11 protein-coding genes and 1 other RNA gene are annotated in these 13,069 nt (G+C 42.4%); 5 read left to right on the top strand and 7 right to left on the bottom strand.

Features of this window, described 5'->3' with window-relative positions; translation table 11 throughout:
• Positions 1-162 precede the first annotated feature (162 nt).
• Positions 163-2,847 (top strand): P-loop NTPase fold protein, encoded by a 2,685-nt coding sequence (locus tag F0261_RS17850; protein ID WP_171338579.1) that lies wholly within the window; start codon positions 163-165, stop codon positions 2,845-2,847.
• Positions 2,848-3,376: 529 nt separating this feature from the next.
• Positions 3,377-4,753, top strand: a complete 1,377-nt coding sequence (locus tag F0261_RS17845) for a helix-turn-helix domain-containing protein (protein WP_171338578.1) — start codon at positions 3,377-3,379, stop codon at positions 4,751-4,753.
• 149 nt (positions 4,754-4,902) lie between these two features.
• On the opposite strand, the gene F0261_RS17840 is transcribed toward F0261_RS17845, so the two are convergent.
• From F0261_RS17840 to ssrA, 3 genes are all read right to left on the bottom strand, one after another.
• Entirely contained in the window at positions 4,903-5,097 is a 195-nt protein-coding gene (locus F0261_RS17840; protein WP_171338577.1) for a hypothetical protein, read from the bottom strand.
• Between the two features lie 73 nt (positions 5,098-5,170).
• Positions 5,171-6,805: a tyrosine-type recombinase/integrase gene (locus F0261_RS17835; protein WP_171338576.1), complete on the bottom strand. Its 1,635-nt coding sequence runs from the start codon at positions 6,803-6,805 to the stop codon at positions 5,171-5,173.
• Between the two features lie 89 nt (positions 6,806-6,894).
• Positions 6,895-7,253, bottom strand: a transfer-messenger RNA (tmRNA) gene (gene ssrA, locus F0261_RS17830).
• A gap of 393 nt (positions 7,254-7,646) precedes the next feature.
• On the opposite strand from ssrA, the gene F0261_RS17825 reads away from it, so the two are divergent.
• Positions 7,647-8,870: an NADH:flavin oxidoreductase/NADH oxidase family protein gene (locus F0261_RS17825; RefSeq protein WP_014979183.1), complete on the top strand. Its 1,224-nt coding sequence runs from the start codon at positions 7,647-7,649 to the stop codon at positions 8,868-8,870.
• 43 nt (positions 8,871-8,913) lie between these two features.
• On the opposite strand, the gene smpB is transcribed toward F0261_RS17825, so the two are convergent.
• Positions 8,914-9,393, bottom strand: coding sequence for an SsrA-binding protein SmpB (gene smpB / locus F0261_RS17820; RefSeq protein WP_014979184.1), 480 nt, complete (start codon positions 9,391-9,393; stop codon positions 8,914-8,916).
• A 145-nt stretch (positions 9,394-9,538) separates the two neighbouring features.
• Between smpB and F0261_RS17815 the strand changes: the two genes are divergently transcribed.
• Both F0261_RS17815 and F0261_RS17810 read left to right on the top strand, forming a co-directional pair.
• Entirely contained in the window at positions 9,539-9,970 is a 432-nt protein-coding gene (locus F0261_RS17815) for a type II toxin-antitoxin system RatA family toxin (RefSeq protein WP_014949308.1), read from the top strand.
• Positions 9,967-10,314 (top strand): RnfH family protein, encoded by a 348-nt coding sequence (locus F0261_RS17810; protein WP_014976384.1) that lies wholly within the window; start codon positions 9,967-9,969, stop codon positions 10,312-10,314. The genes F0261_RS17815 and F0261_RS17810 overlap by 4 nt, the downstream gene beginning before the upstream one ends.
• 92 nt (positions 10,315-10,406) lie before the next feature.
• Here the strand turns inward: F0261_RS17810 and F0261_RS17805 are convergent, their stop codons facing one another.
• From F0261_RS17805 to F0261_RS19765, 3 genes are all read right to left on the bottom strand, one after another.
• Positions 10,407-10,883: a MarR family winged helix-turn-helix transcriptional regulator gene (locus F0261_RS17805; protein ID WP_012518305.1), complete on the bottom strand. Its 477-nt coding sequence runs from the start codon at positions 10,881-10,883 to the stop codon at positions 10,407-10,409.
• Between the two features lie 30 nt (positions 10,884-10,913).
• Complete coding sequence (locus tag F0261_RS17800) at positions 10,914-12,884, bottom strand: choline BCCT transporter BetT (RefSeq protein WP_171338575.1); 1,971 nt, start codon at positions 12,882-12,884, stop codon at positions 10,914-10,916.
• Positions 12,877-13,069 (bottom strand): hypothetical protein (locus tag F0261_RS19765; RefSeq protein WP_216600866.1); only part of this gene is annotated, 193 nt, incomplete at its 5' end. The genes F0261_RS17800 and F0261_RS19765, both read right to left, overlap by 8 nt.

The raw sequence follows: 13,069 nt of genomic DNA, 5'->3' as shown, positions 1-13,069 counted from the left end.
GAAGCTCACAACGAAAAGAACTGTTTGCATTTAGTTGAAGTCGCTGTAGCCCTCTCTGAGCTTTATAAAAAGGTTGTTATAGAACCGATGCCGAATATCGGTTTAGTAAGTTCACTCAAAACTCAATAATTTTTCGATAAAACAAGGGAATGTAATAAGATTATGGTGGATGTAAATGCAAGTATGGATTTGCGTGAACTTAAGATAAAAGAACGTCTAGAGGCCTTATGTAAAAAAGACCCCCTATGGCCCGGAGTTTTGGCCGCACGCGAGGCTTTACGAGTGCTTCCGATTATTGGTATTGCTGGTCACTTTAATTTTTGGATTGAGTCTCGACCTAATCAGACCGCAGCTGAAAAAAAAGTTGATAAGCACATTGTTCCCTCAGAAGAAGGTGGAGACTCAACTGGGTGGCGCGATAACCGCGTACGTTTTGTATTGGCAAGTTTTTCAGCTAGCGGGGAAGTACTTCATCAGGCGAAATTGCCCGTTGAAGAACGACAGTTAGAAACATTCGATATTATCGCTTCAACAGCTTTAGAAGCCGCCGAGGTTGCTTTTAGCGACGCATACTCAACCATAGGAATAAACAAAACTGAAGCCGTAGCGTTCGCTGCGGAAGCTGCCTCGTTCGCCTCTGCCACCGCCAAATATGGAGCTTCTAGAGCGGTTGAAGCAGCTGAGAGTGCCATCGCTGCCTGCAATAACGCGAGTAAGGTTCTAGATACCAATGGGGCTACTCACGCTTTTTTTCAGGACCTAAAAGCTGCCGAAGATGCTTTGTCTACTCATAGTGTAATTGACGAACCATTATGGTCGAACACACGACAGGGGGTGGTTGAGATGAGTCATATCGGTAAATTTCAGTCCGCGGTCGAAACTCTTTTTAGCGAAAGCTCTGGTATTAGCGCGGAGGGAGCAGAAGCGCTAGAACAAATGCTAAAGCTTTATAATGGATATGTGAGTGGTATCGCAAATATAAATAAAAACAATGGATCGACAAAGGCTTCGTACGAGGCATTGAGTAAAGTAAGTTCCGAAGACATTAATGCTAATAAAGACACCTTAAACCGCGGTGCATTGGTTAACGGGCTGGCAAATATTTTGTGTGACAAAGAGCACATACATCCGCTTACTATTGGATTAATGGGAAACTGGGGAAGCGGTAAATCTCAAGTATTAGCATTATTAAAGAAAGAGCTTAAAGCCCGTGACTGTGAACAGCCATTTCTGTTTGGTGAATTTAATGCTTGGGCCTATGAGCATGCTAAAAGCAGTCAAGCGGCGATGGCCCACGAAGTGATTTCAGCTTTAACCAGTCATGATAAGTTTCAGACTGTTAATATGGAAAGCGACCCTGGCTCACGCCTTAAACAGTCGATTTTGAACCTTTTTCGACAGATAGGTTGGATAATGAGTGGCCGTGTTCGTATCATTTATGCTTTTGCCATAAGAAAGCATCTTAATAAAGTTTTACAGTCTATTGGTTGGTTATCACTTTTCGTTATAGCGTCGGCATGGTTAGCCGGGCAGGGCCTTAACCAAAATCAGATACCTGATTTTTCGAAGCCATTAACCAGCGGAGCATTAATAGCAATAATTGCTAGCTTGTGGCAGCTTCCCAAACAATTGCGGTACATTATCTCTCAGCCAATGACCAAGGAATTCCTGACCTATATTAAATTGCCGAACTATGCCTCACACATTGGTGAAATCGCCGAAATGCAAAAAGATATTCGTCTAATAGCAAAAATCCGCTTAGGATTTCAAGACGATGCATGTCACGACTATTTAGGCAAACTATCGAATTTCCGTCGTTTGTTATTTGTAGTAGACGACCTAGACCGCTGTAGTCCAGAGGGAATTGTAAAAACCTTTGAAGCAATTCGACTGGTACTTCACATACCGCATGTGACCGTAGTGGTGGCAGTTGATCAACGTATTGCGTTGGCCGCGTTAGCATTGCATTACAAGGGAGTTGAGCCATACCATACTCTGCAGGATGCTCGCGCAATCGCTCGCGACTATCTGGCAAAAGTTATTCAATTGCCTGTTGTGATTAGCGACGGCGACAATGAATCACTGACTGAATTTTTAAGTGATATATGGCTGGAAGAAGGCACTAACAAACAGAATTGGTTAGCACATCTGATTAAAGACGATGAACTTCAAGCGCCAGCAGAGCACCTAGAGATAAAGACTCGTTCTTCGAGACTTGATGGACTAGATTTAGATTCATTCATTGAAGACGATGGATTGAGCGAATACGAGCTTGCTAAATTGATATTAGAGACTGAGCCAAAATCAGAGCCTCCAAAACCAGAAGTCCTTAAGGGCTTGAGTGACCACCAAAAAGCAGCGCTCTATTACTGGGCTACCCATTTTGGTTTGACTAATGCTAGACAACTAAAGCGCTTGGACAATAGTTACAACTTGATTCGACTAGTGGCCCAAGAAGAAGATAAAATAGCATTAACGCAAAAGGTTGATAGTGTTGATAAACAACAGCTTAAATTCAGCTATGGCTATTTGGTCACACTGATGACATTAGAATTTATAAATGGCATTGAAGTAACCGCATTGCGTGAAAATGCTTCGCGATTTCTTCGTAAAGGCACTGTTTGTCGATTGAATGCCATGGCCAATCAGCAACACAAAGCAACGCTTATTGGTGCACGTATTGTAATTGAGAGTGCTGCAGAACAACTCTATTCACAAACAGAAGCCGCGTTACGCTTCGAAAAATTGTTGCGCTATGTAGAAAACTTCGCGCTCCCCGCTATTGATGGATTTGATGTCGACACAGAAACTGTTTCAAATAGTCAACCTAATAGCGTTAAGGGTTAATTATCAAAGTTGTTAGACCCAAAGCCCTAGATATAAAGTTTTTGGTGCAGTGGGTATGGTTTCAAAAAAATCGAACGTATCAAAGAACCCTTATAGAAAGTCCATGTTGAAGGAATATTTAAAAAGATATCCAGTTGTGACAAGAAGGATACGCTTTAGGCGCACTATAAGCTCGAATGAGGTACGAATCAAAATTTGTAGTGCGTGTGTGTTTCAGAACATGAAAAGTGTTCTTAAAGGCGCTCACGCTAATCTATCGAGCGCAAACACGAAGGTTTAGCACTATCTATCTCGGTATGCATTGGATAATAAAGAAAGGATATTTGTAACGTAATCAATTATCAAAGTAATTCGTGGTAATTTAAACATTATTTGATATTTTGCAATTCGCGCAGAGCGAAAAAAAAACGGTATCGCGGACCATCTGCTTTTTCTCAACTACGTTGTTTTGTATGGCCGTAGCGTATGTGAAGAGAACATACAAATTTTACAGTGTGATTTCAGAATAAATTATTTGGGAGACATGGACTTGTTGAACTATTCTTACTACCCATTTCAAAAAAATATTGAGGACATTGACCACGAAGATCTACTTATACTTAAAGAAGTTTCGGAGGGTTGGTATATTGACTACAAAAGTCAGGGATTAAAAATCACTGACTTCGCAAAACATATGTCTGCTTTTGCTAATCAATATGGTGGTTGGTTAATTCTTGGGGTTAAAGAGAACACTGACGGGAGTCGAACAGCATCCGAATTTGTAGGTATACAAAATTCTGAGCTTGAAAAAGTCTCTAGGGATATTCGGGAAGCATCATCTTCACATATTAATCCAGAAGTTTTGTATGAAGAGAGAGTAGTAGAGGGGCCCGTTGATGAAGTTGGATTATCTGAAGGGAAATCAATACTAATTATTGGAATTCCAATGAGCCAAAATACCCCACATATACACTCATCAGGAAGAATTTATCGAAGATTAGCTGACCAATCTAAGCCAAAAGAAGAAATAGATAGATATCTACTTGATGATTTGTGGAAGCGCGGCAATGAAAAGAAAAGTAAGATCGCTGAGTTTTTAACGAGCATCCCAGCATTACCACCTAGCCAATCAGAGCAACCATGGGCACATATCTATTTCAAACCATCTCAAGGTCAACTAGGTCCTGCTGAGGAGTTAACATTTGCTAAGTTTTCTAACATTGTAAGAAATGCTGACAAAACTGTGGAAGGCGTTCATGCACCCATGCAAGGCATTAACTCAACAGCTGACGGTTTTGTTGCACGTCAAATTGTTAAGAATGATCCCAGCCTAGCCACCCTAACATTTAGATGGTGGCACAATGGGATGGCGCGGTTCGACATACCGTTGAGTTGTTTTGATATAGCGAGATTTCTCGAAACGCACGCACAGAATAAATATGCTAGGGATTTTTGCATTCTCGCAGATGAAGCTGGCTATTCAACAATCAAAATAGTTGATTATTCGCTCTTTGTTCAAGCTGTGGCTTCGCTGCTTAACACCTATCTTCATCTGCTAAAAGTCACGGAGGATACACGAGATATTTATTCATGCTTTACGCTAAGAAATGTATTTCATACATCTCCATTTGTGGATTCCAAAAAGTTTATAGAAAGGGCTCAGACACATTCTATTCCACTAACTGTGGACAACATTATTGTTGTACCACAAGAACCTTGTGAACAAAATATGTTATTAATTGAGAGCGCTAAGCGCTGTGTTAATCTTGATTCTGAAAAAAATCGTCAGTTCATACCATATTTACTGTCGGCTCAAATTGTCTACCGCGTATTTGAAGCGGTAGGGATAGCTCCCGAATATGAGACTTTTATAGATGATACAGAGGCGTGGGGCTTTAGTAAGGTTAACAATCAACCTAATCTCTAAAAAATATCAACTTTTATCATTGGTGAGGGGCTTGTTTACTTAACTCATTTGGAAGTAACTGGCGGCTACTTTAAGTACTTAAAGCTTCACTCACGTGTTCGTGCTTAAAGAATAGAAACTCTGGTATATGAAACCTGCTAAGCTCGTCCCTAAACTAACCAATCACTCTGACTCATGAACTCTAGTTTCTGAAGCAGAGCTGAAAGCTCGCGTTGAGACAGGTTAATACTATCTTTTAGAAGGCATAAATGTTGCTCATTTATCTCAGCGTCGAAAGCGGATATTGTGATAGTAAGGACTAAATCGATTTCGTCCAATGCGTTGATGAAGTCCAGTTTTTCCATGTTAATTTCCTTATGCTTATTTGGCAGAGTAGCCATTAGCGGCTGGAGATAAAACTGGACCTATGACTAGTTTTTATGCTTTACGACGCTCTCGAAACTTTTTGTATGACACCGCACTCCAATCAATACCGAAGTCGATAGCATCAATATAAGCTTTTATAAACGAGCCGCTGTAACTGCCGTGGTTGTACGTTTGGGTTCTCACGCTGTCATCTCTATGGCCTGTAACATAAAAGGCTTCATTTCGTCTTAGAGGCTGTTCTTTAATAGTCGTTTTATCAAGAAGCGAAGTAAACGTGTGCCTAAATGAGTGAAAGGCTAGCGGAGTGTTTTTATCATTTCGCTTCGGGATGTTGGCATACTTAACAAAGGCTTCGTTGTACCATTTAGAAATAGTGTTGCCCAAACCCTTTGTATCGCTCAGATTTAGGTCGTAAAAGAGTAAGCCAGACTTTCGTTTCCCTATGAAATCAAGCAAACCAGAATTCAAAACAGCATCGGCAACAGGTATGTTCCGCAAAGAATCCTTAGTCTTTTTAGATTTGGAAAATTGGCTTTTCTTTAGTTCATCTGACTTCCACTCATCATTGACAGAGAACACCAATATTCCATCTTCATAGAAGATGTCTTGCACCTCTAAACAAGCAATCTCTGAAATTCTCATGCCTGTGTGAAGCGCAATCAATGGTGCCCAGAAATGATATGATTTAGGGGCTTCTCTATTTCTTAACGTATCGCCATATATATAGCTCGAAAAGATCTTGGATATATGCGCCGTATCATACATTGCTCTTTTCTCTACAAACTTCGCGCCTTTTGGTTTAGCTAATTCAAGGTGCTTCGAGAAATCGAGAGAGACGTAGTGCCGTTCGTGTAACCATTTTATAAACATTCGAATGTCGGAGAAGTGCTTCTCTAGGCCACCCGCTCCTAAAACAGTTTCAGTGTGGCTTACAGATAAGTCTAGCCACCACTTTGCCACTAATTCTGCATCGGTTGTCGTGACCTCTTTCCTCCGTTTACCAGCATTTTTTGGGAGCTTAGTCATGACATTTACATAATGCTGTATCAATTTTCCGTCGATTTGAGCTGAAGGGCATTCAAAATTGATAATCTCGGCAAACCGAATAAGGTTAGACAAAGCTTGCGTAGCTGTCCTAGTGCCCCAACTTTTTCGCTTAAAATTAAAGTAATCGTCTACGAGCTCACCTATAGGATGGCTCTCTATGCTAGCAGGTGAGGCTGTCGTTGATTGACTCGTCAGTGAGGTAACCAATGCTCTTTCTCTTGACTCTGAAATACTCAGCTTGCGTTTTAGAGCCATAAGCTGCGATTCAGTCAAGTCCAGAGATTCAAATGTTGCGTCTAGATAGTTGTCCAGTTTACGATAACGAACCTGTGACATTAAATTTGAGACAGAAGAGTCTTTTTCTGTCTCTACGATTCGGGCTACTAACTCTCTAATCGTTCGTTTCACTTCAAAAACGTTGGGTGCTTCAGACACGTTCAACCTTAGACTGTCGCTGTAATTACAAAGAACTCTATAAATTTCGGGCATGACCGTGCTGTAATGCTGAAGTGCAATACGTGGTTCTTTGGTTCGCAATGATATCAAAAGTTGGCGATACGTGTTTTTAGGCTTAGATTGAAGTTCAAAGCGTAAACAGTAAACGCCATGCTTGTTTCTATAGAGGTAGCGGGTTTTCATTTCGTGACACCTTATCGTGACACTACGCTAACTCTACACATATAAAAAAGGTGCAAGTTACTGTTTTATAATAACTTGCACCTCTAATTTGGTGGAGCTGGCGGGATTTGAACCCGCGTCCAGAAAATGTCTACCTTTGGTACTACATGCTTAGTTTGTCATTTATTTAACTGCTTGGAACTCCGACAAACAGGATTTCCTTGCAGCTGGCCTAATACTGTTTCGCGGTTCACCCTTAGACAAGGTTCCCTCGCTATCCTACTTGGATGACCTTCCGAATCCCCGCTAGCAGGAAAAGACTAGGGTGGAAGGGCCTATGCCGGTTATTAAGCGGCTAGTGCGTATGTTTCGTCGTTTGCGACTATTTAAATGCGGCTTTTTAAGAGGCAAACCGCTCCTCTGCATGCACCTCCGGCTTCCTAGATCCTGTCGAATCCTAATCAGCCCCGAGTGTGATTTTCAATAATAGCACAATTGTTACATGGTGAAATACATTCTTTTGAAAATTACTATAAATTTTAAGGGTTTGGCTATAAATCAACCAAAAATAACATCTAGTTTTTCAAAAGCTTACCTGTGTGGCCTTCAGTTGAAGCTTTGCTTAAACAGCAACACACAAACATTGAGTATTATTGAACTACCATAGATATGAGGATGCTTGTGTAAAATTCAAGTGCCGAGCGCACAAGGGCTGTGCAAAAAACGCAATTTATAAACAAAATTACCGATTTTTATCTGATTACTTTAGCGAATTTTTAAGGAAATAGTGCTGATGTAATGATGCAATTAGTAGCAAGAACCATTAAAGTACGTGAGCATAATTAAAAGGCTTGTAGTGTAAATGTCTTCAGATTCCATATTGTATTCTCCGTATACCTTGCCATGTGGCGTAACAGCGCGAAACCGTCTTGTTAAAGCTGCTATGGAAGAAAATATGTCGAGTATGGGAAATATTCCCGGAGAGTCTTTGTACTCACTCTATCGATATTGGGCCCACGGCAATTTAGGCATGGTGATCACAGGCAACGTTATGGTTGATAAAGGCGCCATGACAGGGCCAGGTGGCGTTGCACTAGAAAAAGATACCGACATCGCACCGTTTCAAAAGTGGGCAAAAATCATTAGGTCTAATGGCGCTTTAGCCATAATGCAGATTAATCACCCTGGTCGACAGGTATTTAAAGCGATGAAAGGCAAAGCTATTGCGCCTTCTGCTGTACCGCTTGATATGGGTAAACACTCCAAGCTGTTTGCTCAACCACGAGAAATGACCTGCCAAGACATTCACGATGTGTGCAAACGTTTCGTTCAAACTGCTAAGCAAGCTGAAAAAGCCGGGTTTGATGGCGTTGAAATTCACGCTGCCCACGGCTATTTGCTTACGCAGTTTTTATCACCGCTTACTAATCAGCGCCAAGACGAGTGGGGCGGTTCTATTATTAACCGCGCCCGCTTGCTGATAAATATAGTCAGTCAGGTTCGAGCGGTTTGCGCTAAAGACTTTATTGTTATGGTAAAGCTAAATTCTGCAGACTTTCAGAAAAATGGCTTTTCTTTTGATGATGCCTGTGAGGTGGTAAATCGCTTGGAAGCCTTGGGTGTTGATGTTGTAGAGTTGTCTGGCGGCAGTTATGAAGCGCCTGCCATGCAAGGGCAAACCCGTGACGACACCACGCTGGCCAGAGAAGCGTACTTTTTGGAATTTGCGCAGGCACTGGTAAGTAAAACTGATATTCCGCTTATGACAACTGGCGGTATAAAAAGGGCCGAGGTAGCAGAGGAAGTGATTGAGCAGGGCTGTGCCCTTGTTGGATTAGCCAGCGCCCTTGCTATTACGCCCGACTTAGCTAAAAAGTGGCAACAAGAATGGGCGTATTCGGGCATAATTCCACACTGCTCTTGGAAAGATAAATCGCTTGCAAGCCTTGCGAATATGGCCATGGTGCGAAGACAACTTAGACGCCTTGGGAATAACCTAACCACCTTAAGAAATCCGTCACCGCTGTGGAGTCTGATTCTTGATATGCTACATCGCAAGAAAATGACGAAACGAGACGTAGGTTAAACCTATCACACTTCTTTTTTGGCAGCCCAATAAAAACACAGCGTTAAACGCTGTGTTTCATCATTCTTTCTTTTTGACGTTGCCAATCTTTGTCTTTAATGGTGTCACGCTTGTCATGGGCGTGCTTACCTTTTGCTAGGTGAATTTCTAGTTTCACCCAACACTTTTTCCAATACATAGACGTGGCAACGATTGAATAACCTTGGCGGTCTCGCGCACCCATTAAGCGGTCAATTTCTCGTTTGTTCAGCAACAATTTGCGAGCACGCTCTGGAGCAGCGATAACGTGGGTAGAGGCTTGATTCAGCGGACTAATTCTACACCCTACCAAATACGCTTCGGCATTCTGGATAATAATGTACGCATCGGTAATGTTCACTTTACCGGCACGAATACTTTTAATTTCCCACCCTTGAAGCTCAAGTCCGGCTTCGAACTTGTCTTCTAGGAAATAGTCGTGACGCGCTTTTTTATTCTGCGCGATATTTCCTGAGGTGTTTTTGTTGGCTTTATTCTTTTTCATGCTGGCTATTATACTGATTGTTCAAAGGAATGTCTTTAGTTGTCATTGTTATCTTATATTGGGGCATTTGGTTCAAAACCGAATACGAGCGAACCAAATTTTCTGTGATACAATGCGGCCAAGAGTTTTAATTGTAGTGGAATCAATGCCAAGTATTCATAGAAGCGCGCTGGTAGCCCATAGCGCAGAAGCCATGTTTAACTTAGTCAACGATGTAGCTTCCTACCCAGAGTTTTTGCCAGGCTGTACCGATAGCAAAATCCTCGACACTTCAGCGCAAAGCATGAAAGCGTCATTGTTAGTGGCAAAAGCAGGTATCAAGCAATGGTTTACAACGCACAATGTGTTAGAGCCAGGTAAAAGTATTCAAATGCAACTGGTCGACGGTCCGTTTCGCTCGCTTACCGGTGGCTGGACATTTTCAGCGTTATCAGAAGAAGCCTGTAAAATTGAATTAAACCTAGAGTTTGAATTCAGCAATAAGCTAGCTGAAATGGCTTTTGGTAAAGTGTTTAACAGTTTAGCCAGCAGTATGGTTGCAGCGTTTACAGACCGAGCGCGGAGCGTGTACGCATGAGTAAGAAGCTCATCAATATTGAGGTTGCCTACGCGTTACCCACCAAGCAAACTATCATTGATGTTGCTATTCATGAAAATGCGACGGTAGAAGAAGGGATAAACGCGTCTAACGTGCTTGAGCAGTTTCCCGAGATTGATTTGAAAGCAACAAAAGTGGGTATTTGGAGCCGCGTGGTTAAGCTTCGCGACACGCTTACCGATGGCGACCGTATTGAAATTTACCGCCCGCTTATTGCTGACCCTAAAGAAATCCGCAAGCGCCGTGCTGAGAAAGCGAAAGAGGAAGGGCGCGCTGACAAAATCACAGGTGGAAAGGTAAATCCACTTAAGGCGAAGTCATAGAAGTCAGCTGAGCGCTTCTACGCCAGCGGCAAAGATAGATACAAAAATGGCCTTCAAGTGAAGGCCATTTTTTTTAAAGAAGACAAAGGCTATTAGCTTTTTTCTGAAATACTGCCTAACTCCAGGAAAGGGGAGGCATCAATATCTTCAGCATCCATCATGCTAGCAATTCGCTGAACGGTAGCGACCATTTGGCTTTGCTCCCACTCTTTAAGCTGTGAAAAACGCTCGACAAAGTGTTCTTGAAGCGGGCGAGGTGCGTCGACCACTGCCTCTTTACCGCGTTCGGTTAAGAATACGCCCACTTTTCGTTTATCTTGCGTACTTCTTATACGCGTAGCTAAGTCTCGTGATTCTAGTCTATCTAGAATATTCGTGATGGTTGCAGGGCTTAAGTTAATATTCTCTGCAATCTCGCGCACCATTATACCCGGGCGCTCTTCAATATTTTGCATCACCAATAGCTGTGGCCCTGTTAAACCCACGTGTTTACTTAGCTGCTTGCTGCGTAGGTCTACAGCGCGTATTACGCGCCGTAGTGCCACTAATAGTTCTTCTTCTTTTCGCATGTTACTTCCAACAAATGCGTAACCCAGCGGTTACTTAAGCAAATGAATAAAATGTTGGTGCTTATGATAGTGATCGATGACGTCATTAATGACCGAAATCTTCGACCAGCCCATAATATCATAGTTCTGACCACCTTCACTAAGATGCACTTCGGCGCGATAGTACGTGGCCTTTTGGTTTTCGTCCAGTGCTGGTGTGTCACTTGGACCAAATTCAGGCTGTTCTGTCGATACAGGATGCACAGCATAAATGAACTCAGGGTCATTGCCCATATGAACGGTTAATACGAGTGCTTCGTCGGTATCTTCGATTTTTATTTCGAATTGCTGAGCTTTAAACTCCTCGCTTACTTCTGTTAGCGCAGGCTTCACCACTTTGTTGATGTAACGACGAACAGCAGTTTCATCTGGAAAGGTCACAATATTTTCAAGGCGCTCTTTCCAGTTTTTGTCAGAGTCATTATGCTGCGGTGTACCCGTTAGTACTTGTAAACTTTCACGTTTATACGCCTCAATACGAAGGGCTTTCAATAGTCCCGAGATGGCGATAAGCAGCACAATAGCAAATGGCAGTGCGGCAGCAATCGTCATAGTTTGCAGCGCACCAAGACCACCAGCGTAAAGCAGCACTGAACTCACCACACCAACGCCAACAGCCCAGTATACTCGTTGCCACAACGGCGTATTGTTTTCACCGTGGGAACACAGCATATCGACAACCATGGCACCCGAGTCACATGAGGTTACAAAGAACACAATGACCATCAATACTGCTATAAGGCTTAGTACTGAAGCGAAAGGGAACTGCTCTAAAAATACAAACAGTGCCACTGAGGTATCTTCATTTACCATTTGTGCAAGTACGTCTTTACCTTGTACTAACACCTGATCAATAGCGGCGTTGCCGAATACGGTCATCCAAAATAGTGTAAATGCTGATGGAATAAGCAGTACGCCCATTACAAATTCACGAATAGTTCTACCGTAAGAGATACGCGCGATAAACAGGCCAACAAACGGTGCCCATGCTAACCACCAACCCCAGTAGAAGATAGTCCAGCCACCAATCCAGTCTGTTTTCTCATAGGCGAACAGGTTAAATGTGTTGCGCACTAAATCAGACAGATAAGCCCCTGTGTTTTGCATGAACGCTTGTAGTAAAAATACAGTTGGGCCTAAAACAAGAACGATTAAAAGTAGCAGTAAGGCTAAAACCATATTGGTTTCTGACAGACGGCGTATACCTTTTTCCAGGCCAGTAGTTACAGAAATTACGGCTAAACCAACAACGCCTGCCATTATAGCTATTTGAACACCAGTGTTTGACGGTAAACCAAATAAATAGTTAAACCCCGCATTTACTTGTGAAGCGCCAAAGCCTAGCGACGTCGATACACCAAACACCGTTGATGTAACCGCGAATATATCAACCACGTGCCCAGGCCAGCCGTAAATCCGGTCACCAATTAAAGGATATAAAGCAGAACGCAGTGTAAGAGGTAAGTTTTGACGGTACGCAAAATAGCCCAAAATCAGCGCCACTACTGCATAAATTGCCCAAGCATGAACACCCCAATGGAAAAATGTGGTTTTCATTGCTTCGCGAACAGCGTCAATACTTTCAGCCTGTGCAGTGGGGGGCGCTAAAAAGTGCATTAAGGGCTCGGCAACGCCAAAGAACATAAGCCCAATTCCCATTCCTGCTGCAAACAACATACTAAGCCAAGTCCCAAAGCTAAATTCGGGGCTTGCGTGATCTGGACCTAACTTAATTTCGCCGTAGCGTGACATGCCGAGGAAAACAACAAACACCACAATTACTGCGACAGTAAACACATAAAACCAACTACCGTTGGTCACAATTGCGCTCTGAAGCTTTTGGAAGAGCGCGTCTGCTGTTTCAGGAGCACCAGCAGCGAAGATAAGTAAACATAGGATTAAAGCTGACGATGTAATAAACACCGGCTTGTTGAGTGGAGATTTATTTTCGTTCTCAATCACGCAGTAAATTCCTTTCACCTTTTATAAATTTCGGTTTATACGCAGAAATATACCGCATGGAGCATTTTTTATAAACATCAGATGAAATTATTTGATTTGTATGTATTTGGTAAGTAGGTGAAAGTGCAGTCTTTTTTTTCCAGCTGTTTTTACGATAAAAATTAGACTTTATGCTAGGTTTTAGG

Source organism: Alteromonas sp. 07-89-2, from assembly GCF_013113925.1.
Taxonomy (GTDB): domain Bacteria; phylum Pseudomonadota; class Gammaproteobacteria; order Enterobacterales; family Alteromonadaceae; genus Alteromonas; species Alteromonas macleodii.
The sequence above is the reverse complement of the archived record's forward strand: the minus strand, read 5'-3'. Positions and strand labels throughout refer to the sequence as shown.

What these genes read in the sequence shown, in the direction of transcription:
- F0261_RS17850 (WP_171338579.1), top strand. Translation starts at nt 163, where the DNA reads ATGGTGGATGTAAATGCAAGTATGGATTTGCGTGAACTTAAGATAAAA.
- F0261_RS17840 (WP_171338577.1), bottom strand. Translation starts at nt 5,097, where the DNA reads ATGGAAAAACTGGACTTCATCAACGCATTGGACGAAATCGATTTAGTC.
- F0261_RS17835 (WP_171338576.1), bottom strand. Translation starts at nt 6,805, where the DNA reads ATGAAAACCCGCTACCTCTATAGAAACAAGCATGGCGTTTACTGTTTA.
- F0261_RS17825 (WP_014979183.1), top strand. Translation starts at nt 7,647, where the DNA reads ATGTCTTCAGATTCCATATTGTATTCTCCGTATACCTTGCCATGTGGC.
- smpB (WP_014979184.1), bottom strand. Translation starts at nt 9,393, where the DNA reads ATGAAAAAGAATAAAGCCAACAAAAACACCTCAGGAAATATCGCGCAG.
- F0261_RS17815 (WP_014949308.1), top strand. Translation starts at nt 9,539, where the DNA reads ATGCCAAGTATTCATAGAAGCGCGCTGGTAGCCCATAGCGCAGAAGCC.
- F0261_RS17810 (WP_014976384.1), top strand. Translation starts at nt 9,967, where the DNA reads ATGAGTAAGAAGCTCATCAATATTGAGGTTGCCTACGCGTTACCCACC.
- F0261_RS17805 (WP_012518305.1), bottom strand. Translation starts at nt 10,883, where the DNA reads ATGCGAAAAGAAGAAGAACTATTAGTGGCACTACGGCGCGTAATACGC.